Below are 26,698 nucleotides of genomic sequence, written 5' to 3' on the forward strand. Positions count from 1 at the left end.
GTGCTGTACCGATAAAAGGCGAGCTGGAAAACACGCATGCTTGGGCCTTGACTTTTTCACGAGGAATGGAGTGAAGCTATGAAGAATCCATGGATCCGTCCCCTGCAGCTGTGTATTGGCGCCGCCGTCCTGGGCATGGCCGGCCTGGCCACCGCCCAGCCCGCCCCTGGCCCTGATGGCGCGCCGCCCCCGCCTCCCGCTGCGGAAAAGGCCAAGCCCCATCACCACCACAAGAAGCACGCCGAGCCCAAGCGGACCGCCAAGCGCGGCTATGACCGCCGCGACCCGGCCCAGCACGAGGCCGCCGCCGTCCAGGAGCAATCGCGCCGAGGCGGCGTCCAGTCGGGCGACAACTTCCAGCGCAATGCCGTGGCCCGCTGCGATGTCTTCAAGAACGAAGGCGACCGCCGCTCCTGCGTGGAGCGCGTCAAGGACGGCCAAGTCAGCGGCTCCGTCGAAGGCGGCGGCGTGCTGCGCGAATACACGGAGCAGGTTCCTGTAAGGCAATAACAGCGTCTGCTGTTGTTCACCTGAGAAAACCCGCCGGGCCACGAAGCCGGCGGGTTTTTTTGTGGGCGAATGCAGGCGGCAGCGGCAGCTGCATTCAGGCCAGAAGCACCACGTTCAGGCAATGAACCCTCTGGAAGGCAGCGTCCCCCGTCAAGAGCGTGTGGTGTGGTCCCAGTTGCAGGCAACTGGCGGCGTGCAGGGCATCGGGGGTCCGCAGTCCATGCCGCGCGCGGATCGCGGTGGCCAACTCCACCACCTCGCGGCTCAGTTCCACCCAGATCAGGTCCGCCCGGGCAAAGAAGGTGTCGAAGACTGCCAACGCGGCCGAGTCATTCGACTTCAGGGGGCCGGTGCGGCATTCCAGCCAGGACAGCCGGCTCACAGCGGATGCCATGCCCGGATAGGCCGTATGCAGCGCCTGGAGCTCGGCCCGGGCACGGCTGGCAAAAGGCTCTCGGGCCTGCAGCAGGTAGATCAGTGCGCTGGCATCAAAAAAGGCGATCACCAGTCGCGCTCCCCTGACAGGAATGCATCGATCTCCGCCTTCTCGCGGGCGCCTGTGGTGGGTTGCGACAGCAACCATTGCACCGCTGTCATGCCGTGGTGCGGCTGCGGAGCCTGCTCCAGCAGTTTCCGGTACTCCTTCTCGGACAGCACCACCGCGGTTGCCTGGTTGCGCTTGATCAGGTGGACAGGGCCATGCCGGAGTCCATCCTCAATGGCTGCCATGCCGCGGCGCTTGAGTTCTGCGGCAGTCAAGGTGTTGTGCACGGTCGCTCCTTATTGGCATCGATGTGTTGAATGGTACTGAAGTCAGTATCGAATCTCAACCGCGGATACCTGACCAAGGGCGGTGCCTGCGCTGCGGCGCGGATACCGCTGATGTGGGAGGGTCCGCCACCACGCCCCTGTCCACCGGATTTGACCTGGGTCATACAAACCCATTCCACCCGCCCCGGACCGGCGCGCACCGGCAAGGCATTTCTATGATGGCGCCGTACTTCCCATATGGAAAAGGATTCAACCCATGCAAGCCTTCCGGATCGTGGTCATTGGTGCGGGGCAGACCGGCACTCCCTTGCTGCAGCAATTGCTGGACGCGCCTTTCGTGCAGTTGCTCGGAGTGGCCGACCTGGACCTGGACCAGCCCGGCATCGCACTGGCGCGTGCGCGTGGCGTGCCGGTCACCACACGGTTCATGGATCTGGTGGATGCGGCGGTGGACATCATCATCGACGTGACCGGCTCCCCCCAGGTGCGCGAGTCGCTGCGCAGCAAGATGGTGGAGACCGGCAACACGCACACGCTGATCATGCATGAGGGGATTGCGCTGCTGATGATGTCGCTGTCGGCCGGCCGGCTGGTGGTCGGCAAGCACAGCGATCTGGAATATTCCTGATCGCGGGCGGCCGCGCTTCTACAGGAATCCGATCGACAGCCAGGGCACGGCCGCCACTGCCACCGTGCCCGCCAGCAGCGCCAGCAGGTAGCCCACGATGGGCCGCAGGCCCTTGTCCGGGTGGATCCGGCCTATGGCGCAGGCTGCGTAGTAGCCCACGCCCAGCGGCGGGGCGAACAGGCCCAGGCCCATGGCGAGCACGACGACGATGGCGTAGTGCACTTCGTGGATGCCCAGGTCGCGTGCGATGGGAAACAGCAGCGGGCCGAACAGCACGATGGCCGGTATGCCTTCCAGCACCGAGCCGAGGATGACGAAGAGCAGCAGCGAAACCGCGACAAACGCGGGCGCCCCGCCGGGCAGGGCGGCCATCGCCTCGGCCAGCGAGCGCGAGAAGCCCGATTGGGTCAGTCCCCAGGCCATGGCCGTGGCCGTGCCGATGATGAGCAAGATGGCGCCCGACAGCGATGCCGTGGCCACGAGCATGGGCCCCAGGCGGCGCCAGTCGAACTGGCGGTAGATCAGCAGGCCGGCAATGGCCGCGTAGGCAATGCCCAGCGTCGAGACTTCGGTGGCCGTGGCCACGCCCTCGACCACGGCCGCGCGGATCACGAAGGGCAGGGCCAGCGCCGGCAGGGCGATGAGACCCAGCCGTGCGATCTGCGTCCAGGGCTGGCGCTGCGCCTGCGGCGGCCGGTCATGGCGCGAGCGCCACCAGACGACCACGCACAGCGACAGGCCCAGGACCAGCGCCGGCAGCAGTCCGCCCGTGAACAGCGCTGCAATGGACACGCCCGTGACCGAGCCGATGGTGATCAGCACCAGGCTGGGCGGCACGGTTTCCGTCTGCGCGCCCGTGGCCGACAGCAGGGCCACCAGATCGCCTTCGTCCGCGCCGCGCTTGCGCATTTCGGGAAAAAGGGCCGGAGCCACGGCCGCCATGTCGGCGGCCTTGGAGCCCGAGATGCCCGAGACCAGGTACATGGCCCCCACCAGCACATAGGACAGGCCGCCGCGCACATGGCCGAGCAGGCCCGCGAGAAAAGCCACCATGGCGCGCGCCATGCCCGTCATCTCGATCAGCAGCCCCAGGAAGACGAACAGCGGAACGGCCAGCAGGATGAGGTGGGACATGCCCTCGTCCATGCGGCCGACGATCACGGGCAGGGCGGTGTCCGTGGCCAGGGCCAGATAGCCGAGCGTGCCCAGGCCGAAGGCAAAGGCAATGGGCACGCCGCTGAACACGCAGGCCGCGACCACGCCGACGAAGAAGACCAGCAGGTTCAGGCGCCCCAGGTCCTCGAAGATGCCGAAGATGCCGTTTGCCAGCACGAACGCCGCCATGATGGCGCCCACCACGGCCAGTGCCGTCCAGGCCGCCGCCTTTTCGCCGCTGCGCACCAGGCGCAGCACCGAGAAAACGGCCATCAGCACGATGCCGGCGGGCAGTGCCGCAGCGCGCCAGATGTTGGAGATTTCCAGCGCGGGCGTGGTGATGAAGCGCTCGTCCGCTGCCCATTCCCAGGCGGGCCAGGCCACCAGGGCGAGAAAGGCCAGCGTGGCACAGGTTCCGATGGCGTCGAACAGGGCCCGGCGCGCAGGCGACAGGCGCGAGAGCAGGGCCGTCATGCGCATGTGCTCGGCGCGCCGCAGGGCGATCACGGCACCCAGCATGGCCAGCCAGATGAAGAGCATGGAGGCCAGTTCATCCGCCCAGACCAGTGGCTGGTGGAAGGCAAAGCGTGCCACCACTCCCGCAAACAGCACGGCGATATCGGCCAGCACCAGCAGGCCTGCCGCGCAAGCCACGGCCGCGCCCATCCAGCGGTCGATGCGGTCCCATGCGGTCCAGGCATTGTGCGGGGCATGGGCGGGCTTGTCCTGGGGTGCAGTCATGCCAGCGCCCCGACGCTGCGCTCGAGGACGGCCCAGGCCTGGTCACCGTACTTGCGCTTCCATTCGGCGTAGAAGCCGGCCTTGCGCAACCGCGCACGGAAGGCGGCGGTGTCGGCGGTGTTGAAGGCCAGGCCCTTGGCGGCCAGCTCCTTTTGCAGGCCGGCGTTGAGCTCGGCGACATCGTCGCGTTCGCGCAGGCCTGCGGCATTGATGTGTCGTGCCACGATGTCGCGCAGGTCGGGGGGCAGCTTCTCCCAGGCACGGCGGTTGGCCAGGAACCAGAAACCGTCCCACATGTGGTTGGTGAGCGAGCAGTATTTCTGCACCTCGTAGAGCTTGGCCGTGGAGATGATGGCCAGCGGGTTCTCCTGCCCGTCCACGATCTTCGTCTGCAGCGAGGAATAGACCTCGGCAAAGTTGATGGACGCGGGCGCGCTGTCCAGCGCCTTGAACATCGAGGTCCACAGCGCAGAGACGGGCACGCGGATCTTGAAGCCCTGGAGGTCGGCGGGACCCGCGATGGGGCGCGTGGACGAGGTGATCTGCCGGAAACCGTTGTCCCAGATGCGCTCCATGGCCACCAGGTTGGCCTGGGCGATGCGGGCGCGGATATGGGCGCCCAGTTCGCCGTCCATGGCCTTCCAGACACTGTCGTAGCCGTCGAAGGCAAAGCCCACGCCGCTGATGGAGGCCGCCGGCACCAGGGTGGACAGGATCAGGCCCGACAGCGTGAAGAACTCCACGCCGCCTGAGCGCAGCTGGCCCAGCACGTCGGTGTCCGCGCCGAGCTGGCCGTTGGGAAAGACCTGGATGTCCACCCGTCCCCCGGTCTCGGCCAGGATGGCCTGCGACATCTGCAGTGCCCGGATGTTCATGGGATGCGTGGCGGGCAGGTTGTTGGCGTACTTGTAGCGAAATTGCGCCTTGCTGGCAAAGGCTCCGCGGTGTGCAAGGGCCATTGGCAGGGTGCAGGCGGCGGCTGCGGCACCGTGCAGCACGTGGCGTCGGGAAAGGGTCATGGCTTGTCTCCTGGGCGTTGTCTTTGTGTCGTGCGGGCCGGGGTGGATCTGCGTCACGTGGGCTGGATGGCCTGCTCTTTTCCCTGCCTCGTGTCCTGCAGCAGGCGTTCGCGTATGTCCTTCTTGGCCACCTTGCCGTAGCCCGAGCGGGGCAGGGCGTCCCAGAAGTGGAACTGGCGGGGCCAGCGGTAGCGGGCGCAGCGGCCCTCCAGGTGCGCCAGCAGCGCCTCGGCCGTGAGTCCTCCTGCGGCGGCATCGGCGTTCCCGTGCGCGACCACCACGGCCACGCCGATCTCGCCCCAGGTGGCGTCGGGCATGCCGAGCACGGCGACCTCGGCCACGGCGGGATGGGTCAGCAGCGCCTCTTCGACTTCACGCGGATAGACGTTGGAGCCGCCCGAGATGTACATGTCCGATTCCCGCCCCGTGATGTAGAGCAGGCCCCGCGCGTCCAGCCGCCCGAGATCGCCCGTGTGGAACCAGCCGCCCCGCAAGGCCTGGGCCGTGGCCTCGGGGTTGTCGTGGTAGCCCGCGAAAACGGCGGGGCCGCGGCAGCAGATCTCGCCGATGGCGCCCGTGGGCACGGGCTGGAGCTGGTGGTCGAGGATGGCGACCTCCATGCCCGTGCGCGGGCGCCCGCAGGTGCCGATCAGTGTGTCGGCGGGACTGGCGCTGCCGTCGCCATCATCCAGAAGGTGCATGCAGGGCGTCAGCACGGTGATGCAGCCCGTCACCTCTCCCAGGCCGAAGTACTGCACCAGCACCGGGCCCAGCTTGCGCAGCGCGCGCTGCTGGTCGGCGTGGTACATGGGCGCGCCCGCATAGACCACGTAGCGCAGCGAGCCGTGGTCGAAGCGGTCCACCGCAGGGTCCTCCACCAGCCGCTTGACGATGGTGGGCACGGCGAAGAGGTTGGTGACCCGGTGCCGTTGCACCAGCTCCCAGACCTCGGCAGGGTCCAGCCTGTCGGCGGTGGGCAGCACGGTGGCCGCACCGCGCGCCACGTTGAGCAGGGCATGTATGCCTGCGCCGTGCGACAGCGGTGCCACGGCAATGGAGCAGTCGTGCTCGTCCGTGCCCGGGATCAGGTCGGCGAGGTGGTTGACCACCACGAAGGCGATCTGCCCATGCGTGAGCATCGCGGCCTTGGGCCTGCCCGTGGTGCCGGAGGTATAGAAGAACCACAGCGGCGTATCGGCATCCACGGGCGCCGCCGCCGCAGGTGCACCCGCGTTTTCCTCCAGCAACTGCTCGTAGCCATGCTCGCCATGGGCCTGGCGCGGCCGGCCGATCGTGATCACCTGCCGCAGCCCTGGCGAGGCGGCGCGCACGGCGTCCACATGGCTGGCGAATTCTTCTTCGGCCAGCATGGCGGTGGCGCCGCTGGCGTGGCCCAGCCAGGCCACTTCGGATGGTGTAAGCCGGAAGTTGACCGGCACCCAGACGGCGCCGAGCCGGAAGGCGGCCCAGCAGCTCTCGAACAGGGCGATGCCGTTGCGCGACTGAACCAGCAGGCGGTCACCGGCCTGCATGCCCAGCGCGCGCAGGCCTTGCACCAGCGCATTGACGCGCGCATCGATCTGCGCCCAGGTCCAGCGGCGATCGCCCTGGATCAGGCCGGGCCTGTCGGGAAACAGGGCGGCCGTCTGGGACAGCAGCAGCGACAGGTTGGCGGCCTGGGGCGCGGGGACTGCAGCGATGTTCGCAGGTGCAAGCCTGTTCATGCGGCCTCCAGGATGCTCAGGTAGTTGGCCACGGCCGCGCCGCCCATGTTGAAGACGGCGCCCAGCCGGGGCGCGGTCAGTTGCATGGCCCCGGCCGAGCCTGACAGCTGCATGGCCGCCATCACGTGCTGGGAAACGCCTGTCGCGCCTATGGGATGGCCGCGCGACTTCAGGCCTCCCGACGGGTTGACGGGCAGCCGCCCGTCGCGGCATGTGCTGCCGTCGAGGATGGCGCGCGCGCCCTGGCCATGTGGAGCCAGGCCCATGGCCTCGTATTCCAGCAGTTCGGCCATGGTGAAGCAGTCGTGTGTTTCCACGAAGCCCAGGTCGGCCAGCGTGGCGCCTGCATCGGCCAGCCCGCGCTGCCACGCCAGCGCGGCGCCCTCGAAGCGCGTGGGGTCCCGCCGCGACAGGGGCAGGAAGTCGTTGACCTGGGTGCGCGAGCGCCAGCGCACGGGCGCCACGCTGGCGTTGCCGCAGGCCTGGCGCGAGATGACCAGGGCCGCCGCGCCGTCGGATACCAGCGAACAGTCCGAGCGCTTGAGCGGGCCCGCGACGAAGGGGTTCCGGTCCGAGGCGTGGCGGCAGAAGTCCAGGCCCAGGTCACGCCGCATGTGGGCGAAGGGGTTGTGCACGCCGTTGGCATGGTTCTTGGCCGCGATGGCTGCCAGCGCATCGCTCTGGTCGCCGAAGCGTTCGAAATAGCGGGTGGCGATCTGCCCGAACACGCCTGCGAAGCCCGCCGGGGTGGCAGCTTCCTCCCTCACGCAGGAGCAGCGCAGCAGGATCTCGGCAATCTTGTGCGCGGGCTGGGCGTTCATGATCTCGAAGCCCACCACCAGCGCGCAACGTATGCGGCCGGACTGCACGGCGTCGAGCGCAGCCCAGATGGCAGCCGAGCCGGTGGCGCAGGCGTTCTCGCTGCGCGTGGCGGGCACATGGCGCAGTTCAGGCACGGCCAGGGCCACCAGGCTCGCGCTGAAATCCTGGGGCAGGAGGCCGCCGTTGAAGTGGCCCACGAAGATGCCGTCGATGTCCCGGGGCTCCAGGCCGGCGGTTTGCAGTGCCGGGTCGATGGCGTCACGCAGCAGTTGCTCGGCATCGGCTGCGGCATGCTTTCCGAAGGGCGTGTGGCCCCAGCCGATGATGCGGGGTGGGTTCATGGCGTGGCTCCTGTGGTGCGGGCGGTGTTCAGGAATGCGCGGACTGCACCGTGGCCGGTGCCTCGGCCAGGCGGCGGCGCAGCGTGGGCAGACCCACGCCTGCGGCATCGAAGCCGCCGTCGACGGCCAGCACCTGGCCGTTGATGAAGCTGGCCGCGTCGCTGCACAGAAAGCCCACGGCCTCGGCCATTTCCTCTGGCGTGCCGTAGCGGCCCAGCGGGATGGCGTCGTGGTAGTCGGAGCGTATGGCGACGCTGTGCACGAGCTTGGCCATCTCGGTCTCCACCGGCCCCGGCGCGATCACGTTGACGCGCACGCCCAGGTTGCCCAGTTCCACCGCATGCTGGCGCGTCATGTGGATGAGCGCGGCCTTGCTCGTGCCATAGGCCACGCGCAGGGTGCTGGCCCGCAGGCCCGAGATGGAGGCGATGTTGACGATGGCTCCCCTGCCGCCGCTGTGGCCTTCGTTGCGGGCCATCCGGGCACCGAAGGCCTGCGTGCAGAGAAAGGCACCATCGAGGTTGGTGGCCATGACCGCCCGCCACTCCTCGAACGATGTCTCCAGCACGGGCTTGAAGACCGCCACGCCGGCGTTGTTGACCAGCGCATCCACGCGGCCCCAGCGCGCCATGACGGCGGTGGCGGCATCGTCCACCTGCTGCGGGTCCGAGACGTCGCAGCGCTGGCACAGCAGCCGGGCCGGGCAGTCCATGTCCTGCGCCGTGCGCTCCAGCGTTTCACTGTCGATGTCCAGCAGCGCCACGCGCCAGTCCCGCTGGAGAAACCATTCGCCGATGGACCGGCCTATGCCGCGCGCCCCTCCGGTGACCACGGCGACGCGTGCGGGGGATGGATGGGAATCTCGTGGGTTCATGGACAGGCTCCTGAATCTGGGGTCGCAGGCGAGGGAGGGTGGGGAAGCCACTCTTCGAGGGTCAGCTCGAAGGTGATGCAGACGGGATTGGCGCCGGCCACGAAAGGACCGCCATGCACCTGGCCGGTGGTGTCGGCGACCACGCCGCTCAGGGATGCACGCAGCGAGCCGTCGTCCTGGCAGCGCACCTCGCCGGCGAGGCTGACCACCTCGATGGCCGGCCCGCGCAGCAGCAGGCAGCCACCATCGGCGCGTGCCAGGCAGGCATCGACCAGGCTGCCCAGGGCGCCGCGCACGAACGCATTGCGAAAGCCCTGTGCCGCGCAGAGCTTTTCCACGCTCAGCACCAGGTCCTCGTTGGGGGCGATACGCGCATAGGCGACGCGGCCCATGCGGCCCGACTCGACCATGCGGGCCTCAGCCATGGCGGACCTGCGCGGTGGCCGGGCGCATCAGGGGCATGCGCGTTTCGGGGTCGTAGGCGATGCGCAGTCCGAACCCCTCCAGCGAGGTCGCCAGGGCGCTGATGGGTGCATTGGCGATGCGGCAGCTTTGCGTGAGCACATGGCCGCCGAGCAGTTGGCCCTGTGCGCTGGAGAAGACGGCATGGCAGTGCACGGCCGGGGTGCCTGTTTCGGCCCGCCCCAGCGTGGCGTTGCCGAACAGCAGCCTGGCGGACCGCAGTGTCGCGGGCGGGCCGTAGGTGGCCACGGCATGGCCGCTGCGGTCGGGCGGCGCCACGCAGAAATCCAGGTCTTCAAGATCGCCTTCCAGCAAGGTCAGCGAGGCGCTCTCGACGCTGGCCGATGACAGTGCGCCGACGATGGCTTCGAACAGCGTCAGCCCGGGCGCCAGGGCCAGCCGCAGGTGGCGCGCCGCAGGCGCTTGCCGGTGGTCCAGCCGCACGACGCTGCAGGGGCCGGGGTGTATGAGGGTGCGCGGCCTGGGCAGGCCCGCGAGGCGCTCTGGCATGTCTGTCTCCTGCTGCTGCTTTGTATTCAGCTTGTGTTGTCCTGGGCGCGGGATGGTGCGTACAGGCCTGCAGCGCAGTCTAAGGATCTGGTTCAATGCAAGGAAATTTGCAATTCATATGGATCGATTTGCGGAGGCTATGAATGGACATGCGACACCTGCGCTGCTTCGTGGCCGTGGTCGAGGAGATGCACTTCGGCCGCGCGGCCGAGCGCCTGCACCTGACCCAGCCCCCCGTGAGCCTGGCCATCAAGGAACTGGAGGAGGAACTGGGCGTGACCCTGCTGGAGCGCACGTCGCGGCGCATCGTGCTCACGCAGGCGGGGGAGGACGCGCTGCGCGACGCCCGTGCCGTGCTGGCCGCTGCCGACACCATGCGGCGCCGCGCACGCGAGACCTCGCAGGGGCTCATGGGCTCCATGTCCATCGGGTTCATCAGCCTGCCGGCCTACTCCTTCCTGCCGGACACGCTGCGGCGCTTTGGCGAGGACTATCCGCAGGTCCGGCTGTCGCTGCAGGAGGGCACGACCGACCAGATCGCACATGACGTCGAGAGCGGGCGGCTGGACATCGGCCTGGTCTTTCGCACGCCGGACCTGCCCGCGTCACTGGACTCGGTGCTGGTGCGCAGCGAGCCGCTGGTGATGGCCCTGCCCGAGTTCCATCCACTGGCCCGCAACCGGCGCATCGCGCTGGAGAAACTGGCCCAGGAGCGCTTCCTGGGCTTCGAGCGCCACCAGGGGCCGTTGATGTTCGATGCCATCGTCTCCACCTGCATGCGCCACGGCTTCAGCCCCCGGCTGTTCGCGGCGCGGCAGATGCATACCATCGTCAGCCTGGTCTCTGGCGGTTTGGGCGTGGCGCTGGTGCCCGCCTGTGTGCAGGCCCTGCACCGTGAAGGTGTGGTCTACCGGCCCTTGCTGGGGGAAAGGACGGCCGTGGAGACGGTAGCCGTCTGGCGGTGTGCCGATGATTCGCCGCTGGTGCGCGCGCTGCGGGAGTATCTGCCCGGGCCTACAGCCACTCCTTCATCCACCCCAGCCCCTCGCTGGTAGCGTGCGCAGCCGCACCGCGCGCGGGGCGGTATTCGCAGCCTATCCAGCCGTCGTAGCCCAGCTGGTCCAGCAGGCGGAACAGGTAGGGGTAGTTGACCTCGCCCACGTCGGGTTCGTGGCGTTCGGGCACGCCTGCGATCTGCACATGCCCCACGCGGCCCGTGGGCAGGTACTGGCGGATCTTCATGGCGAGGTCTCCCTCGACAATCTGGCAGTGGTAGAGGTCCATCTGGACCTGGACGTTGGACTCTGCGATGTCGGCCAGCAGCGCGTGGGCCTGGTCCTGGCGGCTCAGGAAGAAGCCTGGCATGTCCCGGCCGTTGATGGGCTCCAGCAGGATGGCGATGCCGTGGGGCGCGGCCAGCCGTGCGGCATGGCGCACGTTGGCGATGTAGGTGGCGCGCAGGATGTCATCGCTGGCGCCTGCGGGCTTGAGCCCGGCCATGACGTGGATGCGCGGGCAGCCCAGGGCCCGGGCATAGGCGATGGCGCGCTCCATGCCCTGGGCGAATTCCGCCTCGCGCCCGGGGATGCAGGCCAGGCCGCGCTCGCCCGCGTTCCAGTCGCCGGGCGGGGCGTTGAACAGCACTTGCTGCAGGCCGTTGTCCTGCAGTCGCCGGGCCAGTTGCTCGGGGGCGAAGTCGTAGGGAAACAGGTATTCGACGGCCTGGAAGCCGTCGCGCGCGGCGGCCTCGAAGCGGTCAAGAAAGTCCAGGTCGTTGTAGAGCATGGACAGGTTGGCGGCGAAACGGGGCATGAAGGCTTTCCTGAAAACGGAGGCTGAGTGTGGCATCAGGCGCGCTGCAACGCGCCGAAGGCCTTGGTGAAGAAGTCCGTGGTGCCGAAGTTGCCGGACTTGAGCGTGAGGTGCAGGCCCTGCGGCGCCAGGGGCGAGGCGGCATGGCACCAGGGTACGCCAGGGTCGATCTGCGGCCCTATGCGCATCTGCTCGATGCCCAGCGCCTGCACGCAGGCGCCCGAGGTTTCGCCACCGGCCACGATGAGCTGGCGCACGCCCATCTCGACCAGCCCCCGGGCGATGGCGGCGATGGTCTGTTCGACCAGTGCGCCGGCCTGCTCCACGCCCAGGCGGCCCTGCACGGCCTTGACGGCCGCGGATTCGGCGGTGGAGTAGATCAGCACGGGGCCGCTGGCGATGTGCTGACGGGCCCAGGCCAGGGCCTTGCCGGCTTCGTCCTCGCCGGCAGCGATGCGCAGGGGCTCCAGCGCCAGGGCAGGGCGCCCCGAGGCGATGAAGTGCGCCACCTGTGCATTGGTGGCCACCGAGCAACTGCCCGAGACGACCGCCTGCAGGCCGGTGGCGGTTGGCAGGGCAGCGGCCTGGGCCGTGGGCTGGATGCCGAAGTTCGCGGGCAGGCCGATGGCCACGCCCGAGCCCGCTGTGACAAGCGGCATGCCGGCCAGGGCCGGGCCCAGGCGCAGCAAGTCGTCGTTGGAGACGGCATCGACCACGGCCATGCCCACGCCCTCGGCCTGGAGTGCGGCGATGCGCGCGCGGATGGCCGCCTCGCCCTGCGCGACGGCCACATGGTCGATCAGCCCCACCTTGCGCCGTGTCTGCGCCTGCAGCACGCGCACCAGGTTGGCATCGGTCATGGGGGTGAGCGGGTGGTTGCGCATGCCGCTGTCGCTGAGCAGCACATCGCCCACGAACAGGTGGCCCTTGAAGACGGTGCGCTGGTTGTCGGGGAAGGCCGGCGTGGCGATGGTGAAGCCACAGCCCAGCGCGTCCATCAGCGCATCGGTCACGGGGCCGATGTTGCCCTGCGGCGTGCTGTCGAAGGTGGAGCAGTACTTGAAGTAGATCTGCGGCGCGCGGCCATTGGCGCCCTGGGCCTGCAGCCATTCGAGGGCCTGCAGCGATTGCGCAATGGCATCGGCCGGCGCGATGGTGCGCGACTTGAGCGCGACCACGACGGCGTCCACGCCCTCGTCCACCGGGCCGGCGGGTACGCCAATGCTTTGCACCACGCGCATGCCTGCGCGCACCAGGTTGTTCGCCAGATCGGTGGCGCCCGTGAAGTCGTCGGCTATGCAGCCCAGAAGAAGGGTCATGGGGATTCCGATGAAGCCGGGGGCAGGGTGATGCCCGGGAAGATCTTGATGACGGCGCTGTCGTCCTCGCGGCCATGGCCGGCGGTGGATGCCTGCATGAACATCTGGTGGGCCGTGGAGGCCAGGGGCAGCGGGAATTTGCTGTGGCGCGCGGTGTCCAGCACCAGGCCCAGGTCCTTGACGAAGATGTCCACGGCCGACAGCGGGGTGTAGTCGCCGGCCAGCACGTGGGCCATGCGGTTCTCGAACATCCAGCTGTTGCCCGCGCTGTGGGTGATGACCTCGTAGAGCGCGGCTGCGTCCACGCCTTCGCGCAGGCCCAGGGCCATGGCCTCGGCCGCTGCCGCGATGTGCACGCCGGCCAGCAGCTGGTTGATGATCTTGACCTTGCTGCCCGCGCCCGCGCTGTGGCCCAGGCGGTAGACCTTGGCGGCCATGGCGTCGAGCACGCCTTCGCAGGCGGCATAGGCCTCGGGGCGGGCGGCCGTCATCATGGTCATCTGGCCCGACGCTGCCTTGGCCGCGCCGCCCGAAATGGGCGCGTCGATGTAGTGCGCGCCCTGCGCCTGCAGCCTGGCCTCCAGCGCCACCGACCAGTTGGGGTCCACGGTGGAGCACATGACGAAGACGGAGCCGGGCTGCAGCGCGGGGGCGATGCCGCCTTCGCCGAACAGCACGGCCTCGGTCTGCTGGGCGTTGACGACCACGCTGACGATGATGCGGCAGGCAGCGGCCATGTCGGCCAGCGTGGCGCAGGCCGTGCCGCCTTCGGCGGCGAAGGCGGCTGCGGCCTCGGAGCGGATGTCGTGGACATGCACGTGGTGGCCGGCGCGGCGCAGGCTTTGCGCCATGCCGGCGCCCATGGCGCCCAGGCCGATCACGCCGACGGCGCGGGGTATGGCAGTGGTGTGGTTCATGGCTGGCGTGGGGGTGTCAGGTCATCGGCGATGTAGGCGCGCACGATGGCCGCAAAGTCCTCGTCGCCGCGCAGGCCCAGCTGGTTGGCGCGCGCGGTATCCCAGCGGCCGGGCCAGCTGCCGACGATGCGCTCGACCTTGTCGTCGGGCTGCCAGCTCACGCGGTTGGCCACTTCGTCGCCAGCCACTTCGCGCAGCGCGCGCACCATGTCGCCTGCGCTGACGGACACGCCGGGCAGGTTGATGGGGCGGCGGTCGGCGACGGCGCTGGCATCGAGTTCGCAGCCTGCGACCAGGGCCTCGACGGCGCGGCGCGGGGACAGCAGCCACAGGCGCGTGGTGGCACCCACGGGGCAGTTGGCCGCTTCGCCGTTGAGGGGCTCGCGGATGATGCCGCTGGCAAACGACGAGGCGGCCGCATTGGGCCGGCCAGGGCGCACGCTGATCGTGGGCAGGCGCAGCACGCGGCCGTCGACAAAGCCGCGCCGCGTGTAGTCGGCCAGCAGCAGCTCGGCAATGGCTTTTTGCGTGCCGTAGGAGGACTGCGGGTTCAGGGCGGTGCCGTCCAGCACGGTGTCGGGCAGGTCGCCCCCGTAGACGGCCACCGAGCTGGTGAAGACCACGCGCGGCATGTGGCCCACGGCGCGGCAGGTCTCCAGCAGGGCGCGTGAGGCATCGAGGTTGATGCGCATGCCCAGGTCGAAGTCGGCCTCGGCCTGGCCGCTGACCACGGCGGCCAGATGGAAGATCACGGCCGTGTCCTGGTCTATGGCGCCGCGCAGCACCTGCGGGTCGGCAATGTCGCCCACCAGGGAGCGCACGCGCGTGTCGTCAATGGCCTGGGTGGCCACCACGTCGAGCAGGTCGATCTGGTGGATGGGCCAGCGGGTGCCGGCCAGCGTCAGCGCGCCCTGTTCGAGCAGCTTGCGGGCCAGGCGCTGGCCCAGGAATCCGGCGCCGCCGGTGATCAGTACTTTCATGTGTCTTGGGGCTTGGAGCTTGAAGGATGGGAAGAAAGGCCGGTCAGCGGTTGACCATCTTTGCGGGGGTGAGCCAGACCGCGATGGCGCCCACCACGAGCACCCCCGCCAGCACGAACATGCCGGCCTGCGTGGACTGGGTCAGGTCCTTGAGGTAGCCGATCATGTAAGGGCTGGCGAAGCCCGCGAGGTTGCCAACCGAGTTGACGATGGCAATGCCCGCCGCCGCCGCCGTGCCCGATAGGAAGGCCGTGGGCAGCGACCAGAACAGCGGCGCGCAGGTCAGCACGCCGGCTGCGGCCAGCGACAGGAAGATCAGGGAAAGAACCGTGTTGTCGGCGAAGAAGGCCGTCATCGCAAAGCCCACGGCGCCCATCAGCGCGGGCACGATCAGGTGCCAGCGGCGCTCGCGGCGCTTGTCGGCGCTGTGGCCCATGAGGTTCATCACCACGATGGCGCACAGGAAGGGGATGGCACTGAGCAGGCCGATGTTCAGCGCGCCCGTGACGCCCGTGGACTTGATCAGCGTGGGCATCCAGAAGGTCAGGCCGTACTGGCCGGCGACGAAGGCGAAGTAGATCAGGCACATCCACCAGACGCGGCGGTCGGCGAAAACGGCCTTGAGCGAATGCTTCTGGGCGCCTGAGTGCTGCTGGTCCAGCTCGATCTCGCGCGCCAGCAGCTGCTTTTCGGAGGCCGTCAGCCACTTGGCGCTGGAGATGCCGTTGTCCAGATAGAAGATGGTCACCACGCCGATCACCAGGGCGGGGATGGCCTCGATCAGGAACATCCACTGCCAGCCGTGCAGGCCATGGTCGCCGTGGAAGGCCTGCATGATCCAGCCCGACAGCGGGTTGCCGAAGATGCCGGCCACGGGGATGGCCGACATGAACAGCGCCACGATCTTGGCGCGCCGGTGGGCCGGGTACCAGTAGGTCAGGTACAGGATCACGCCGGGGTAGAAGCCCGCCTCGGCCAGGCCCAGCAGAAAGCGCAGGATGTAGAAGCCCGTGGGCGTTTCCACATACATGAACATGGCCGACAGAATGCCCCAGGTGATCATGATGCGGGCGATCCAGACGCGCGCGCCCAGGCGGTGCATGAGCAGGTTGCTGGGCACCTCGAAGAGGAAGTAGCCGATGAAGAACACGCCTGCGCCCAGGCCGAACACGGTCTCGCTGAAGCCCAGGTCCTGGGACATCTGTAGCTTGGCAAAGCCCACGTTCACGCGATCGAGGTAGGCGATCACATAGCACAGCATCAGGAACGGCACGAGGCGCCAGAACACCTTGGCGTAGGCGCGCGCCGTCTCCGGAGAGTCGGCCTGGGCAGGGTGGGCCCCGGCCTGGCCGGATGCGATATCCGTTGTCGTCATTTCAAGTCTCCCTTGGGTTCGCCGCTTGATTCGCCGCTTGATGCGCCGCCTGGCGGCTGCGCGGCTGTGGATGGGCTGGGTGGTGGAATGCGGCCGTGGGCGCCGCGGTGCAAATCAGTAGCGCGCCCCGAAGGTGGTGCGCAGCTCGTCGATGGCGGCCGCGTCCAGGGGCTGCGGCCGGGGATGGGTCATGAGCCAGAGCCTTGCGGTTTCCTCCAGCTCTTCCAGCACATGGCTGGCCTGCTCCACCGAGCGTTCCCAGACCACGGGGCCCAGGCGCTCGAACAAGGCGCCGCGCACCTGGCCGGCCAGCGCGGCCACCTCGGCGGCGGCCTGCGGATCGCCGGGCCGGCGGTAGCGGATCAGCGGGATGCGGCCCACCTTCATGACCTGGTAGGGGGTGATGGGCGGCAGCACCTCGTCCTCGCGCCAGACGCCGGACAGCGTCAGCGCCACGAGATGGGTGGAATGCGTGTGGATGACGGCGCGCGCTTCGCCGTCATTGCCGTAGATGCCCCGATGCAGGACCAGGGTCTTGGAGGGCTTGGCGCCGCTGACCCACTGCCCGCCGGCATCGACCTTGGACAGCTCGGCCGGGTCGAGCCGGCCCAGGCAAGCGTCGGTGGGGGTGATCAGCCAGCCGTCATGCAGGCGCGCGCTGATGTTGCCGGCAGCGCCGACGGTGTAGCCGCGCTGGAAGAGGCTGGCGCCGGTGGCGCAGATCTGCTCGCGGATGCGGGATTCGTCGCTCATGGGTGAACGCCCAGGCAAAGGCCAGGTGTGCCGGCTGGAAAAAGAGTTGTGACTGATATTGTCATCAGGTCATCATACAAATTTTGCGCAAAAACCCAAACAAGGTGAAAACCCTTGGCCATGCGCCAAGGGGTGGTTTCGGAGGTTCAGGGCTTGGCGGCCAGGATGTCGCGGGCCAGGCGTTCGCCGTCCTGCTCCCAGAAGCTGGCGTCGGCGCGGTGGATGCGGTCTATGGCGTTGCCCATGTGCGTGGCGGCGGCCTTGCGCGCGGCCTTGGGGTCGCCGGCCTCGATGGCCAGCACGATGCTGTGGTGCTCGCGTTCCACGGCCTTGCCGAAGTCCTCGCGCCGCGCCTCGTTGGCGCGCGTGATGCGCATGGCGCCGCGCAGGAACTGCGACAGGTAGTCCAGCGTGCTGATCAGGAACGGGTTGCCCGAAGCCTGGGCAATGGCGCGGTGAAACGCCATGTCTTCCTCCACGCCGTCACGGCCCAGCCGCACGGCCTCGGCCAGGGCGCTCTCCGCATCGTGGATGCGCTGCATGTCCTCTTCGCTGCGCCGGCGCGCCGCGAGCTCGGCCACCTCGGCTTCCAGCGCGCGGCGCACCTCGGTGATCTGGATCAGCGCATTCCTGCCAGCCGCCGGCAGGCCTTCGAAGTCCAGTGGCTCTATGCCTGCCGCCTTCACGAACACGCCGCTGCCCTGGCGCGATTCCACCAGGTTGCGCGACTTGAGCTGGGACACCGCCTCGCGCACCACGGTGCGGCTGACCTCGAGCTGCTGCACGAGCTCGGCCTCGGTCGGCAGCTTCTGCCCCGGCTGCAGATTGCCGGCGCGGATGCGCGCCTCCAGCTGCCGGGCAACCTGGTCCGCAAGCTTGAGACCGGGCTGGATGGCCGAGAAGGAAACCGTCATGGAGGGGGTGGGGGGCTGGGGAGACACGTGTGGCAGCGATTGTCTCAGAACGGGCCGGCCTGTACGGCCTGCTGCGGCAATCGACGCCCAGACCGTCCTTGGCGTCAGGAAAGAGGCCGATGGTTCTGCCGGAGTTGCGCGGCGCGCCATACTTGCGCCTTTGCAATCCGCCCGCCACGCCCGTCCCGGGCCAAGGCCGCTTCGCCATGTCAACGCCCACCCCGCATTCCGCTGCACCCACAGAACACTCGCACGATGGCGCCAATGCCGCCATCGCCTCCCTGGCCGATGCCGCCTTCACCCAGCGCGTGCAGCACGCCATAGACCACAAGACCAAGCCGCTGGGCGCGCTGGGGCGGCTGGAGCAGCTGGCGCTGCGCATTGCCTGCATCCTGGGCCAGGACAGGCCGGTGCTGCAGCAGCCGCAGATGCTGGTGTTTGCGGCCGACCACGGGCTGGCGGCGCGTGGCGTGTCGGCCTATCCGGTGGATGTGACCTGGCAGATGGTCGAGAACTTCATGGCCGGCGGCGCCGCCGTCAGCGTGCTGGCACGCCAGCATGGGCTGGCGCTGAACGTGGTGGACTGCGGCGTGGCGCGCGACTTTCCCGCGCGCGAGCAGGACCCCGACGACAAGCTTCCCCAGCCCGGCCAGCCGCGGCTGTGGCGCCGCAAGCTGGGCTACGGCACGCGCGACTGCAGCCAGGGCCCGGCTATGACAGCCGCCGAATGCGCCATGGCCCTGCGCAACGGCGCGGCCCTGGTGCGCCAGCTGCCGGGCAATGCGCTGCTGCTGGGCGAGATGGGCATTGGCAATACCTCCAGCGCATCCTTGCTGCTGGCGCGGCTGTGCGGCGAACCGCTGGCCGAGGTTACGGGTGCGGGCACCGGCCTGGATGCGGCCGGGCTGGCCCGCAAGATCGGGGTGCTGCAGGAGGTGCTGCAGCTGCACGCCCAGGCCACGGAACCGCTGGACGCGCTGGCGGCCATGGGCGGCTTCGAGGTCGCCACCATGGTGGGCGCCGTGCTGCAGGCCGCCGCCGAGCGCCGTGTCATCGTGGTCGATGGCTTCATCACCACGGCCGCCGTGCTGGTGGCCAGCCGCCTGCAGCCGGCCGTGCTGGAGCGCTGCGTTTTCTCGCACCGCTCGGGCGAGCCCGGCCATGTGCGCATGCTGGCCCACCTGGGTGCCGAGCCGCTGCTGGACTGGCAACTGCGCCTGGGCGAAGGCTCGGGCGCGGCCCTGGCCTGGCCGCTGCTGGTGTCGGCCTGTGCCATGCTGGGCGAGATGGCCAGCTTTGCGCAGGCAGGGGTGAGCACGCGTTCGGAGGAGGCATAGCCGCTGGAGCCGCGCCGCGGCTAGCGCGGTAACGCAGCTGCCGCCAGCTTGCCCAGCCGCCTGACCAGCGCGCCGAAGCGCGCGGCATCGGTGTTGCCATAGCCGATCACCAGGCCGTTGTCCTGGGGCAGCGGTGCCAGGGCGAAGGACGACAGGGCGCCCGGGTTCATGCCGGCGCGCCGCGCCTGCTCCACGATGGCACGGTCGGACAGGTCCGGCGGCAGCCGCACCGTCAGATGCAGGCCGCCGTGGCCGCCCAGCACCTCGTGCTCCACGCCCAGTTGCGTGGCCAGCGCCTCGCGCAGGGCCGCCTGGCGCTCGCGGTACAGGCGCCGCATGCGCCCCAGGTGGCGCGAGAACTGGCCGCTTTCCATGAAGTCCGCCATGGCCAGCTGCTCCAGGCGGTGGCCGCCGCGCAGCATCTCCTGCACGGCGGATGCCGCGCTGGTGGCCAGGGCCTGCGGCAGCACCACAAAGCCCAGGCGCAGTGCCGGGAACATGGTCTTGCTGAAGGTGCCCACATAGAGCACGGGCGCATCCGGCACCTGGCCCTGCATGGCTGCGATGGGCGTGCCCTGGTGGCGGAATTCGCTGTCGTAGTCGTCCTCGATGATCCAGGCCCCCGCGCGGCGCGCGCGCTCCAGCAGGTCCAGCCGGCGCGCCACCGACAGCACGGCGCCCGTGGGATATTGGTGCGACGGCGTGATCTGGATCAGCCGTGGAGGATGGCTGTCCCACAGGCCGGGCGCGATGGCTGCGCCATCCGCATCCACGCGCAGTGTGCTGACGCACAGGTCTCCCCCCGCAAAGGCCGACTTGGCGCCCCGGTAGCCGGGCTCCTCCAGCCAGGCATGGTCGCCCGGGTTGGTGAGCAGTTGCACGCACAGGTCCAGCGCACCCTGGGCGCCTTCGGTGACGATGATGCGCGAGGCATCGCAGCGCACGCCGCGCGAGATGCGCAGGTGCTGCGCAATGGCCTGGCGCAGTGCGGGCTCGCCCGCAGGATCGCCATAGTCCAGCGTGGCGTTGGCGGGAAGGCGCAATGCGCGGTCCTGCGAACGGCGCCAGGCGGGCAGGGGGAATCTGTCCAGGGCGGGCGTGCCCGGCGTCAGGGGCAGGCTGCGGTCGATGGCATGGCGCGTGGGCGCGATGCGGTCCAGGCGCCGGGCCGTGCGGGGTGCGCAAGGGGGCGCGGCTGCCGCCTCGGCGGCTGCCGTGGAATGGGTGGATACAGCCGCCACGCGCGTGCCCTGCCGGTCGGCGATCACATAGCCTTCGGCCGCCAGTTGCTCGTAGGCGATGAGCACGGTGTTGCGCGAGACCCCCAGATCCTCCGACAGCGCGCGCGAGGCCGGCAGGCGGTCGCCGGCCGGCAGGCGGCCCGCCAGGATGGCCTGCTTCAGGCGCTGGATCAGTTGGCGCTGGCGGGGAGCCGCTCCAGGGCCGGATTGCAAGGGACTGGTCAGCAGGTCGGAGGCGTGCATGCAATGGATGGCGTGGCACCATGAAATAAGGGAGATATGGCACTTTCAATGATGCCACGCCAGCGCTATCGTGGCCCTGCCAAATGACCTGACCAGGAATCTCCCATGCCCCCCGCACTCAATGCCCACTCCCAACCCGTAGGCCACGACCTTCCCAACTGGACCCCACGCCAGCGCCCGCCGCGCACGCCCATGCAAGGCCGCTACTGCCGGCTGGAGCCGCTGTCCGCCGCGCGCCATGCAGCCGATCTGTTCGATGCCTTCAGCCAGGCGCCGGACGCCAGCGACTGGACCTACATGTCGGTAGGCCCCTTCGCGGATGCCCAGGCCTATCTGCGCTTTTCCGAGGCCGCCCAGGCCAGCGATGACCCGCTGCACCACGCCGTCATCGACCTGGCCACGGGCCGTGCCATCGGCTCGCTGGCGCTGATGCGCGTGGACACGGCCAGCGGCGTCATGGAAGTGGGCTTTGTCTGCTACTCGCGCCGGCTCAAGCGCACGCGTGCGGCCACCGAGGCGCAGTTCCTGCTGATGCAGCGCGCCTTCGACGAGCTGGGCTACCGCCGCTACGAGTGGAAGTGCGACAGCCTGAACGCGCCGTCCCGAGCCGCAGCGGCGCGCCTGGGCTTCCAGTTCGAGGGGGTGTTCCGCCAGGCCGTGGTCTACAAGGGCCGCAGCCGCGACACGGCATGGTTCTCCATCATCGACAGCGAATGGCCGGCGCTGCGCGCGGCCTACCAGCGCTGGCTGGAGCCGGGCAACTTCGATGCGGGCGGCGGGCAGGTCCTTTCGCTGTCCAGCCTGGTGGAGCAGGGTGCGCCGCAGGCTCAGGAGACGGCAGGCGCGGCGTAGTAGGCCTGCAGCACCTCGATCAGGGCCTGCGCATGGCGCGGCAGCCGGCCCTGGTCGCGCACGAGGATGCGGCGCTCGCGCACGCTCCATGCGTCGGTCAGATCGATCAGCGCCAGCCCCATGCTTTCGCGGTTGCGCCGCGCGGCGCTCTCGGGAACGATGCCTATGCCCACGCCGGCGCCGATCATGCGGCACATGGCGTCGAAGCTGGACAGCTGTATGCGCAGCTTCATGGGCTTGCCCAGGCGCTCGGTCACACCTGCCAGAAATGTCTGCAGCGTGCTGCCCTGCTGCATGCCGATGGCGTCCTCGTCCAGCGTCTCGGCAAACGCAATGCGCTTGCGCCGCGCAAAGCGGTGGCCGCGCGGCGTGGCCAGCACCAGCCGGTCGGTGCTGAAGTGGATGGTCTGCAGGCCCAGCGTATCCACCTGGCCGGCCACGATGCCCAGGTCGGCCCGGCCGTCGAGCACGCCGCGCGCGATCTCGGCGTTGGGCCGCTCCTGCAGGTCCACATTCACGCGCGGGTGGTCGGCAAGAAAGGCGGGCAGGATCTCGGGAAGAAAGTCGGTCACGGCCGTGGTGTTGGCAAACACCCGCACATGGCCGCGCAGGCCGGCGCCGTACTCCTGCAGGTCGTGGCGCAGCTGCTCGGACTGCAGCAGCATGCCGCGCGCATGGTGCAGGAAGGCTTCGCCGGCCGGCGTGGGGCGCACGCCGCGCGCCTCGCGGTACAGCAGGGGCATGCCCGCCTGCTCCTCCAGCGCCTTGATACGCAGGCTGGCTGCGGCCAGGGACAGGTGCTGCCTTTGCGAGGCGCGCGTGAGGCTGCCCAGTTCGGCGGCATGCACGAACAGGCGCAGGTCCGTCAGGTCGAAGTGCATGAGGGGCATGAAGGGCGAAGAGGGCATGGGCGGGGTCAAGGCTTTGTCAATTCCGAAGGCCGGGTCAGGAAATGCGCGATTGTGCGCTGGCCCGGCACGGGCAACCATGCGGGCTTGCGACAAGACCAAATGGAGACATGACCATGCCGGATTCTTCCTTTCCCCTGCCGTCGAGCCTTTTGCGCCGCCGAAGCCTGGTGGCCGCCGCGCTTGCCTTGCCCGTGCTGGGCCGTGCCCAGGCCTGGCCCGCGCGGCCCATCGTGATGATCGTCCCGCAGGCGCCCGGCGGCACCAATGACATCGTGGGCCGGCTGGTGAGCCAGAAGCTGGCCGAGGTGCTGGGCGCCAGCGTGGTGGTCGAGAACCGGCCCGGCGCGGGCGGCAACATCGGCACCCAGGCCGTGGCCAAGGCGCCGCGCGACGGCCATACGCTGCTGATGACCATCAGCAGCAGCCAGGCCATCAACCCCGCGCTGTACCGCAAGCCGGGCTTTGATCCGGTGAAGGACTTCCGGCCCATCGGCCTGATCGGCTCCGTGCCCAATGTGCTGCTGGCCCACCCCGGCTTTGCTGCCAAATCCGTGCCCGAGTTGATCGCCATGGCCCGGGGCCGGCCCGACGAGTTCCGCTATGCCTCGGCCGGCAACGGCACGCTCAACCATCTGCTGGGCGAGATGCTCAACAGCATGGCGGGCATCCAGCTGCAGCATGTGCCCTACAAGGGCGTGGCGCCCGCGCTCAACGATGTGCTGGGCGGGCAGGTGCCGCTGCTGTTCGGCAGCCTGCCATCAACGCTGCCCCATATCCAGGCCGGTCGGCTGCGTGCGCTGGCCGTGAGCGGCGCGGCGCGCTCGCCGCTGCTGCCCGATGTGCCCACCATTGGCGAGACCGTGCCCGGCTACAACGGCACGCTGTGGGTGGGTCTGTTTGCGCCTGAAGGCGTGCCCGCGCCGGTGCTGGCGCAGTTGCAGGACGGCATGGCCCGCGCGCTGGCGGCCAGTGATCTGCGCACCCGGCTGGAAGCCTCGGGCGTGGAGCTGGCCGGGCCGGCGGACAGGCCCGTGCCGCCCGCCCAGATGGCGGCCCTGCTGCGCGAGGACATCGCCAAGTGGGCGCGCATCGTCAAGGCGTCCGGCGCATCGCTGGATTGACGCAAGGCCTCAGCTCTGCGGCTCCATGGCCAGCGCGAACAGCTCGCTGCGAAAGTGGATGCCCAGCCGCGCAAAGGCGCGGTTGCGGTAGGTCTTGACGGTTGGCAGGCTCAGGCACAGGTCGCAGGCAATGCCCTCATGCGTCATGCCCTGCAGCAGCCGGGCGCAGACATCGAGTTCGCGCGGCGTCAGGTCGGGCTGTGCCTGCAGCAGGCGCATGCGCAGGGCCGGCAGTGTCTGCCGCTGCCGGGGCTGGCTGGGTGGGGTGGCCGGGGCCGGGGCCAAGGCCGTTACCACGGCGGGCTGCGCCTGCGTCAGCGCAATGTGCTTGTGCGCCAGGGCCAGCAGCACGGGCGCCATGCTCCCGAAGCGGTCGATCTGCGCATCGCCCAGTGCCCTCTGGTGCTGGTGGCGATAGAAATTGACGGCAAACACACCGCCGTCGTCCTGGTGCTCGACGATGGACACGCGCTCGGCCATGCCGTGCGCGTCGTAGACCAGGGCGCGGTGCTCGCCCTCCACCTCCTGGGCCGTGATGTGGCACAGCGCCGTGCTGCGTGCCGGGCCGGCGTCGCCGTGGTTCCAGGTGCTGTCGCGCAGATAAGGACCCGAGAGATAGGCCCACCAGCAGTCGCGCGTGGTGTCGCGCGCCTCGCTGCTGGCCGACAGGAACAGCTGCGGCCGGCTGCGCGGGCCCGTGCGGTAGACAGACCAGGAGGCGGCGGGCAGCAGCGGGTTCATGGCCTCCAGCACCTGCCGGGCGAAGCCGGGCTCGCCTAGGCTGGCGACCATGTGGCCGATGGCGTGGCTGGGCACGTGGCCGGACGCATGGCCGGACGCATGGGCGCCCAGGGCGCTGGCGTCAGGGGTGTCGGAGGGGGCGGTCCAGTGTCTCAAGGGATAGCAGGGGCGGGCAGGGCGTTGTCATCTTCCGGGATGACGGCCGGCCCGGGCAATGGTGCTTATGCTAGGTCCGATCCCATCCACCGGAGCCCCAGAACCATGCCAGATGACGTGCCGCAGCTTGCGGCCTTGCCCGATCCGCGCTTTCGCTTCTTCGCCGACCTGAGCGTGCAGGTAGGCCCGCCGCAGGAGGTCGGTGCCACGGCGCACGGCGGGCGCCGACTGATCCCCATCCTGGGCGGCACGGCCCGGGGCGACGGCTGGAGCGCGCGCGTGCTGCCCGGAGGCGCGGACTTCCAGCGCATCGTGCACGGCGGGCTGGCCGAGCTCGATGCGCGCTATGTGCTGGAGACCGATGCCGGCGACCTGATCTATGTCTGCAACCAGGCGCTGCGCAGCGGCGACCCGGCGCACATGGCAAAGCTGGCACGCGGCGAGCCCGTGGACCCCGCGCACATCTATTTCCGCTGCGCGCCCCGCATGGAGACGGCCAGCCGTGCGCTGGCCTGGATCAACGAGCGCCTGTTCTTCGGCACCGGCGCGCGCCATCCCGATCGCGTGCAGATGCGCTTTCACGAACTGCTCTGAGCCGCGCCTTTCCCCTCTCGATACCCACAATGCAGGAGACAAGACACATGAAAAACCAGGCATCGAAGTCGCGCCGCACCGCCGTGGCCTGCGCACTTGCCGCCGTGCTGGCCACCGGGCTGGCTCCCTGGACCGTGGTCGGCGCCCAGCCGGCCTTTCCGAGCAAGCCCGTGCGCCTGCTCGTCGGCTTTCCTGCGGGAACCGGGCCGGACATCGTGGCGCGCCTGCTCGCGCAGAAACTCTCCGAGCAATGGGGCAACCTGGGCGTGGTCGTGGACAACAAGCCGGGCGCTGGCGGCCTCATCGCCGCCAGCGAGGCGGCACGCGCCGTGCCTGACGGCTACACGCTGATGCTGGGCGAGACCGGCCAGCTCAGCATTGCGCCCAACACCTACCAGCGCCTGCCCTACGACCCGCAAAAGGACTTCGTGCCCGTCAGCCAGGTCGTCACCTCCGACTTCGTGCTGCTGGTCAATCCGCAGAAGGTGCCGGCCCGCAATGTGCCCGATTTCGTGGCCTGGGCGCGCCAGCGCAAGGAGCTGTTCATCGCCACCTTCGGTGCCGGCACGCCCGGCCATTTCGGCGCCTTCATGTTCGGCAATGCCGTGCAGCTCAAGCCCGAGCCCGTGCACTACAAGAACACCAACGATGCCCTGGGCGGCCTGTTCAGCGGCGACGTGCAGGCCGTCTTCGCCACGGCGGCCCTGGCCGCGCCCCAGGTCAAGGCCGGCAAGCTCACGGCCCTGGGCAGCACGGGCGCCACGCGCACCCAGTCCATGCCCGAGCTGCCCACCATCCGGGAGCAGGGCTATCCGTCGCTGGAGTTCAATTCCTGGTTCGGCGTGGTCGCGCCCGCCAAGACACCGCCCGAGATCGTGGCCAGGCTGCAGGCCGACATCGTGCGCGCCCTGCAGCAGCCCGACAGCCGCAGCCGGCTGGAGGAGGCGGGTTTCCGCGTGACGGGCACCACGGGCGACGAACTCGCCCGCATCATGCGCGCCGATACGGTCACCTGGGGCAAGGCCGTGGCGGCCACGGGCTTCAAGGCCGATTGAGGCTCAGCGCTTGCCCGCAGCCGGGGCAGGCGTCTTGGGCGAGTAGTCGCAGTACGGCGCCACCACGCACTCCCAGCAGCGTGGCTTGCGGGCCTGGCAGACGTAGCGGCCCAGCAGGATGAGCCAGTGGTGCGAGTCCACGGCATAGGCCGGGGGCACGCGCTTCATCAACTGCATCTCCACCGCCAGCGGCGTCTTGCCCGGCGCCAGGCCCGTGCGGTTGCCCACGCGGAAGATGTGCGTGTCCACGGCCATGGTGGGCTCGCCAAAGGCCACGTTGAGCACCACGTTGGCCGTCTTGCGGCCCACGCCGGGCAGGGCTTCCAGCTCCTCGCGCGTGCGCGGCACCTGGCCGCCGTGGCGCTCGACCAGGATCTGGCAGGTCTGCATCAGGTGTTTGGCCTTGCTGCGGTACAGGCCGATGGTCTTGATGTAGCCCTCCAGCCCTTCAAGTCCCAGGTCCAGGATGGCCTGGGGCGTATTGGCCACGGGAAACAGCTTGCGCGTGGCCTTGTTCACGCCCACGTCCGTGGCCTGGGCCGAGAGCAGCACGGCAGACAGCAGCTCGAACACATTGGTGTATTCCAGCTCGGTCTGGGGCGAGGGATTGGCGGCCTTGAGCGTGGCGAAGAAGGGTTCGATGCTGGTGGTTTTCATTGTGGGGGCGCGTATCCATCGATGTGGCGTGCATTGTCATGCAAGCGCGGGTATTTGAAAGTGCGTAACAGGCTCTAGGAATGTTCTGATTTTTCATGTCTGCCAGGGTCAGATCGTCTGGTTATGCAGATGCGGCGTTGACTGGCCAAGGCCGCATCGCAAT

The 26,698-nt window shown here is 69.2% G+C and carries 28 protein-coding genes; 8 read left to right on the forward strand and 20 right to left on the reverse strand.

Annotated elements, in window-relative coordinates; translation table 11 throughout:
- The first annotated feature begins 78 nt into the window (after positions 1-78).
- Entirely contained in the window at positions 79-510 is a 432-nt protein-coding gene (locus ACUTR7_RS08800) for a hypothetical protein (RefSeq protein ID WP_445608621.1), read from the forward strand.
- Between the two features lie 94 nt (positions 511-604).
- Here the strand turns inward: ACUTR7_RS08800 and ACUTR7_RS08805 are convergent, their stop codons facing one another.
- On the reverse strand, positions 605-1,015 hold the full coding sequence (locus ACUTR7_RS08805) for a type II toxin-antitoxin system VapC family toxin (protein WP_445608622.1): 411 nt from the start codon (positions 1,013-1,015) through the stop codon (positions 605-607).
- Positions 1,012-1,281 carry a hypothetical protein gene (locus tag ACUTR7_RS08810; protein ID WP_445608623.1) on the reverse strand — a complete coding sequence of 90 codons (270 nt, stop codon included), beginning with the start codon at positions 1,279-1,281 and terminating at the stop codon, positions 1,012-1,014. Before ACUTR7_RS08810 ends, ACUTR7_RS08805 begins: the two co-directional genes overlap by 4 nt.
- A gap of 256 nt (positions 1,282-1,537) precedes the next feature.
- On the opposite strand from ACUTR7_RS08810, the gene ACUTR7_RS08815 reads away from it, so the two are divergent.
- On the forward strand, positions 1,538-1,909 hold the full coding sequence (locus ACUTR7_RS08815) for an oxidoreductase (protein WP_445608624.1): 372 nt from the start codon (positions 1,538-1,540) through the stop codon (positions 1,907-1,909).
- A gap of 18 nt (positions 1,910-1,927) precedes the next feature.
- On the opposite strand, the gene ACUTR7_RS08820 is transcribed toward ACUTR7_RS08815, so the two are convergent.
- Genes ACUTR7_RS08820 through ACUTR7_RS08850 form a run of 7 tightly spaced genes read right to left on the reverse strand, consistent with a single transcriptional unit; the run spans position 1,928 to position 9,557 of the window.
- Complete coding sequence (locus ACUTR7_RS08820; protein WP_445608625.1) at positions 1,928-3,805, reverse strand: TRAP transporter large permease; 1,878 nt, start codon at positions 3,803-3,805, stop codon at positions 1,928-1,930.
- Positions 3,802-4,824 carry a TRAP transporter substrate-binding protein gene (locus tag ACUTR7_RS08825; protein ID WP_445608626.1) on the reverse strand — a complete coding sequence of 341 codons (1,023 nt, stop codon included), beginning with the start codon at positions 4,822-4,824 and terminating at the stop codon, positions 3,802-3,804. The genes ACUTR7_RS08820 and ACUTR7_RS08825 overlap by 4 nt, the downstream gene beginning before the upstream one ends.
- Positions 4,825-4,877: 53 nt before the next feature.
- Positions 4,878-6,548, reverse strand: coding sequence for an acyl-CoA synthetase (locus ACUTR7_RS08830; protein ID WP_445608627.1), 1,671 nt, complete (start codon positions 6,546-6,548; stop codon positions 4,878-4,880).
- Positions 6,545-7,711 carry an acetyl-CoA acetyltransferase gene (locus ACUTR7_RS08835; protein WP_445608628.1) on the reverse strand — a complete coding sequence of 389 codons (1,167 nt, stop codon included), beginning with the start codon at positions 7,709-7,711 and terminating at the stop codon, positions 6,545-6,547. The genes ACUTR7_RS08830 and ACUTR7_RS08835 overlap by 4 nt, the downstream gene beginning before the upstream one ends.
- A gap of 28 nt (positions 7,712-7,739) precedes the next feature.
- On the reverse strand, positions 7,740-8,585 hold the full coding sequence (locus ACUTR7_RS08840) for an SDR family NAD(P)-dependent oxidoreductase (RefSeq protein ID WP_445608629.1): 846 nt from the start codon (positions 8,583-8,585) through the stop codon (positions 7,740-7,742).
- On the reverse strand, positions 8,582-9,010 hold the full coding sequence (locus ACUTR7_RS08845; RefSeq protein WP_445608630.1) for a PPC domain-containing DNA-binding protein: 429 nt from the start codon (positions 9,008-9,010) through the stop codon (positions 8,582-8,584). Before ACUTR7_RS08845 ends, ACUTR7_RS08840 begins: the two co-directional genes overlap by 4 nt.
- Positions 9,003-9,557 (reverse strand): PCC domain-containing protein, encoded by a 555-nt coding sequence (locus ACUTR7_RS08850; RefSeq protein ID WP_445608631.1) that lies wholly within the window; start codon positions 9,555-9,557, stop codon positions 9,003-9,005. Before ACUTR7_RS08850 ends, ACUTR7_RS08845 begins: the two co-directional genes overlap by 8 nt.
- A 143-nt stretch (positions 9,558-9,700) precedes the next feature.
- Between ACUTR7_RS08850 and ACUTR7_RS08855 the strand changes: the two genes are divergently transcribed.
- Positions 9,701-10,612 (forward strand): LysR family transcriptional regulator, encoded by a 912-nt coding sequence (locus ACUTR7_RS08855; protein ID WP_445608632.1) that lies wholly within the window; start codon positions 9,701-9,703, stop codon positions 10,610-10,612.
- Here the strand turns inward: ACUTR7_RS08855 and otnI are convergent.
- The 7 genes from otnI to ACUTR7_RS08890 all read right to left on the reverse strand — a co-directional run bounded on the left by otnI (position 10,572) and on the right by ACUTR7_RS08890 (position 17,627).
- Complete coding sequence (gene otnI, locus ACUTR7_RS08860) at positions 10,572-11,369, reverse strand: 2-oxo-tetronate isomerase (protein ID WP_445608633.1); 798 nt, start codon at positions 11,367-11,369, stop codon at positions 10,572-10,574. The genes ACUTR7_RS08855 and otnI overlap by 41 nt on opposite strands.
- A 35-nt stretch (positions 11,370-11,404) precedes the next feature.
- Entirely contained in the window at positions 11,405-12,688 is a 1,284-nt protein-coding gene (gene otnK, locus ACUTR7_RS08865; RefSeq protein ID WP_216293605.1) for a 3-oxo-tetronate kinase, read from the reverse strand.
- Positions 12,685-13,605, reverse strand: coding sequence for an L-threonate dehydrogenase (ltnD, locus tag ACUTR7_RS08870; protein ID WP_445608634.1), 921 nt, complete (start codon positions 13,603-13,605; stop codon positions 12,685-12,687). The genes otnK and ltnD overlap by 4 nt, the downstream gene beginning before the upstream one ends.
- Complete coding sequence (denD, locus tag ACUTR7_RS08875; protein WP_445608635.1) at positions 13,602-14,585, reverse strand: D-erythronate dehydrogenase; 984 nt, start codon at positions 14,583-14,585, stop codon at positions 13,602-13,604. Before denD ends, ltnD begins: the two co-directional genes overlap by 4 nt.
- Positions 14,586-14,628: 43 nt before the next feature.
- On the reverse strand, positions 14,629-15,960 hold the full coding sequence (locus ACUTR7_RS08880; protein ID WP_043819407.1) for an MFS transporter: 1,332 nt from the start codon (positions 15,958-15,960) through the stop codon (positions 14,629-14,631).
- Positions 15,961-16,074: 114 nt separating this feature from the next.
- Positions 16,075-16,713 (reverse strand): 3-oxo-tetronate 4-phosphate decarboxylase, encoded by a 639-nt coding sequence (gene otnC / locus ACUTR7_RS08885; RefSeq protein WP_310637580.1) that lies wholly within the window; start codon positions 16,711-16,713, stop codon positions 16,075-16,077.
- Between the two features lie 146 nt (positions 16,714-16,859).
- Entirely contained in the window at positions 16,860-17,627 is a 768-nt protein-coding gene (locus ACUTR7_RS08890) for a FadR/GntR family transcriptional regulator (protein ID WP_013803197.1), read from the reverse strand.
- Between the two features lie 206 nt (positions 17,628-17,833).
- Between ACUTR7_RS08890 and cobT the strand changes: the two genes are divergently transcribed.
- Positions 17,834-18,964 carry a nicotinate-nucleotide--dimethylbenzimidazole phosphoribosyltransferase gene (gene cobT, locus ACUTR7_RS08895; RefSeq protein ID WP_445608636.1) on the forward strand — a complete coding sequence of 377 codons (1,131 nt, stop codon included), beginning with the start codon at positions 17,834-17,836 and terminating at the stop codon, positions 18,962-18,964.
- Between the two features lie 20 nt (positions 18,965-18,984).
- On the opposite strand, the gene pdxR is transcribed toward cobT, so the two are convergent.
- On the reverse strand, positions 18,985-20,448 hold the full coding sequence (gene pdxR / locus ACUTR7_RS08900) for a MocR-like pyridoxine biosynthesis transcription factor PdxR (protein WP_445608637.1): 1,464 nt from the start codon (positions 20,446-20,448) through the stop codon (positions 18,985-18,987).
- A 105-nt stretch (positions 20,449-20,553) separates the two neighbouring features.
- On the opposite strand from pdxR, the gene ACUTR7_RS08905 reads away from it, so the two are divergent.
- Positions 20,554-21,300 (forward strand): GNAT family N-acetyltransferase, encoded by a 747-nt coding sequence (locus ACUTR7_RS08905; protein WP_445608638.1) that lies wholly within the window; start codon positions 20,554-20,556, stop codon positions 21,298-21,300.
- Here ACUTR7_RS08905 and ACUTR7_RS08910 read toward each other — a convergent pair.
- Complete coding sequence (locus ACUTR7_RS08910; RefSeq protein ID WP_026062687.1) at positions 21,276-22,181, reverse strand: LysR family transcriptional regulator; 906 nt, start codon at positions 22,179-22,181, stop codon at positions 21,276-21,278. The two genes, ACUTR7_RS08905 and ACUTR7_RS08910, sit on opposite strands and share 25 nt — an antisense overlap.
- Before the next feature lie 143 nt (positions 22,182-22,324).
- On the opposite strand from ACUTR7_RS08910, the gene ACUTR7_RS08915 reads away from it, so the two are divergent.
- Positions 22,325-23,332, forward strand: coding sequence for a tripartite tricarboxylate transporter substrate binding protein (locus tag ACUTR7_RS08915; protein WP_445608639.1), 1,008 nt, complete (start codon positions 22,325-22,327; stop codon positions 23,330-23,332).
- 9 nt (positions 23,333-23,341) lie between these two features.
- Here ACUTR7_RS08915 and ACUTR7_RS08920 read toward each other — a convergent pair whose 3' ends face one another.
- Complete coding sequence (locus ACUTR7_RS08920; RefSeq protein ID WP_445608640.1) at positions 23,342-24,229, reverse strand: helix-turn-helix transcriptional regulator; 888 nt, start codon at positions 24,227-24,229, stop codon at positions 23,342-23,344.
- 105 nt (positions 24,230-24,334) lie between these two features.
- Between ACUTR7_RS08920 and ACUTR7_RS08925 the strand changes: the two genes are divergently transcribed.
- Positions 24,335-24,823 (forward strand): DUF3237 domain-containing protein, encoded by a 489-nt coding sequence (locus ACUTR7_RS08925; RefSeq protein ID WP_016453040.1) that lies wholly within the window; start codon positions 24,335-24,337, stop codon positions 24,821-24,823.
- 47 nt (positions 24,824-24,870) lie between these two features.
- The gene (locus tag ACUTR7_RS08930) at positions 24,871-25,878 is read left to right on the forward strand and encodes a Bug family tripartite tricarboxylate transporter substrate binding protein (RefSeq protein WP_013803189.1); all 1,008 of its coding nucleotides are present in this window, start codon (positions 24,871-24,873) and stop codon (positions 25,876-25,878) included.
- 3 nt (positions 25,879-25,881) lie between these two features.
- Here ACUTR7_RS08930 and nth read toward each other — a convergent pair whose 3' ends face one another.
- Positions 25,882-26,535 carry an endonuclease III gene (gene nth / locus ACUTR7_RS08935; RefSeq protein ID WP_043819386.1) on the reverse strand — a complete coding sequence of 218 codons (654 nt, stop codon included), beginning with the start codon at positions 26,533-26,535 and terminating at the stop codon, positions 25,882-25,884.
- Positions 26,536-26,698 lie beyond the last annotated feature (163 nt).

The sequence above is a fragment of the Delftia sp. NA_296.1 genome (assembly GCF_052692095.1).

What these genes read in the sequence shown, in the direction of transcription:
- ACUTR7_RS08800 (WP_445608621.1), top strand. Translation starts at nt 79, where the DNA reads ATGAAGAATCCATGGATCCGTCCCCTGCAGCTGTGTATTGGCGCCGCC.
- ACUTR7_RS08815 (WP_445608624.1), top strand. Translation starts at nt 1,538, where the DNA reads ATGCAAGCCTTCCGGATCGTGGTCATTGGTGCGGGGCAGACCGGCACT.
- ACUTR7_RS08820 (WP_445608625.1), bottom strand. Translation starts at nt 3,805, where the DNA reads ATGACTGCACCCCAGGACAAGCCCGCCCATGCCCCGCACAATGCCTGG.
- ACUTR7_RS08825 (WP_445608626.1), bottom strand. Translation starts at nt 4,824, where the DNA reads ATGACCCTTTCCCGACGCCACGTGCTGCACGGTGCCGCAGCCGCCGCC.
- ACUTR7_RS08830 (WP_445608627.1), bottom strand. Translation starts at nt 6,548, where the DNA reads ATGAACAGGCTTGCACCTGCGAACATCGCTGCAGTCCCCGCGCCCCAG.
- ACUTR7_RS08835 (WP_445608628.1), bottom strand. Translation starts at nt 7,711, where the DNA reads ATGAACCCACCCCGCATCATCGGCTGGGGCCACACGCCCTTCGGAAAG.
- ACUTR7_RS08840 (WP_445608629.1), bottom strand. Translation starts at nt 8,585, where the DNA reads ATGAACCCACGAGATTCCCATCCATCCCCCGCACGCGTCGCCGTGGTC.
- ACUTR7_RS08845 (WP_445608630.1), bottom strand. Translation starts at nt 9,010, where the DNA reads ATGGCTGAGGCCCGCATGGTCGAGTCGGGCCGCATGGGCCGCGTCGCC.
- ACUTR7_RS08850 (WP_445608631.1), bottom strand. Translation starts at nt 9,557, where the DNA reads ATGCCAGAGCGCCTCGCGGGCCTGCCCAGGCCGCGCACCCTCATACAC.
- ACUTR7_RS08855 (WP_445608632.1), top strand. Translation starts at nt 9,701, where the DNA reads ATGGACATGCGACACCTGCGCTGCTTCGTGGCCGTGGTCGAGGAGATG.
- otnI (WP_445608633.1), bottom strand. Translation starts at nt 11,369, where the DNA reads ATGCCCCGTTTCGCCGCCAACCTGTCCATGCTCTACAACGACCTGGAC.
- otnK (WP_216293605.1), bottom strand. Translation starts at nt 12,688, where the DNA reads ATGACCCTTCTTCTGGGCTGCATAGCCGACGACTTCACGGGCGCCACC.
- ltnD (WP_445608634.1), bottom strand. Translation starts at nt 13,605, where the DNA reads ATGAACCACACCACTGCCATACCCCGCGCCGTCGGCGTGATCGGCCTG.
- denD (WP_445608635.1), bottom strand. Translation starts at nt 14,585, where the DNA reads ATGAAAGTACTGATCACCGGCGGCGCCGGATTCCTGGGCCAGCGCCTG.
- ACUTR7_RS08880 (WP_043819407.1), bottom strand. Translation starts at nt 15,960, where the DNA reads ATGACGACAACGGATATCGCATCCGGCCAGGCCGGGGCCCACCCTGCC.
- otnC (WP_310637580.1), bottom strand. Translation starts at nt 16,713, where the DNA reads ATGAGCGACGAATCCCGCATCCGCGAGCAGATCTGCGCCACCGGCGCC.
- ACUTR7_RS08890 (WP_013803197.1), bottom strand. Translation starts at nt 17,627, where the DNA reads ATGACGGTTTCCTTCTCGGCCATCCAGCCCGGTCTCAAGCTTGCGGAC.
- cobT (WP_445608636.1), top strand. Translation starts at nt 17,834, where the DNA reads ATGTCAACGCCCACCCCGCATTCCGCTGCACCCACAGAACACTCGCAC.
- pdxR (WP_445608637.1), bottom strand. Translation starts at nt 20,448, where the DNA reads ATGCACGCCTCCGACCTGCTGACCAGTCCCTTGCAATCCGGCCCTGGA.
- ACUTR7_RS08905 (WP_445608638.1), top strand. Translation starts at nt 20,554, where the DNA reads ATGCCCCCCGCACTCAATGCCCACTCCCAACCCGTAGGCCACGACCTT.
- ACUTR7_RS08910 (WP_026062687.1), bottom strand. Translation starts at nt 22,181, where the DNA reads ATGCACTTCGACCTGACGGACCTGCGCCTGTTCGTGCATGCCGCCGAA.
- ACUTR7_RS08915 (WP_445608639.1), top strand. Translation starts at nt 22,325, where the DNA reads ATGCCGGATTCTTCCTTTCCCCTGCCGTCGAGCCTTTTGCGCCGCCGA.
- ACUTR7_RS08925 (WP_016453040.1), top strand. Translation starts at nt 24,335, where the DNA reads ATGCCAGATGACGTGCCGCAGCTTGCGGCCTTGCCCGATCCGCGCTTT.
- ACUTR7_RS08930 (WP_013803189.1), top strand. Translation starts at nt 24,871, where the DNA reads ATGAAAAACCAGGCATCGAAGTCGCGCCGCACCGCCGTGGCCTGCGCA.
- nth (WP_043819386.1), bottom strand. Translation starts at nt 26,535, where the DNA reads ATGAAAACCACCAGCATCGAACCCTTCTTCGCCACGCTCAAGGCCGCC.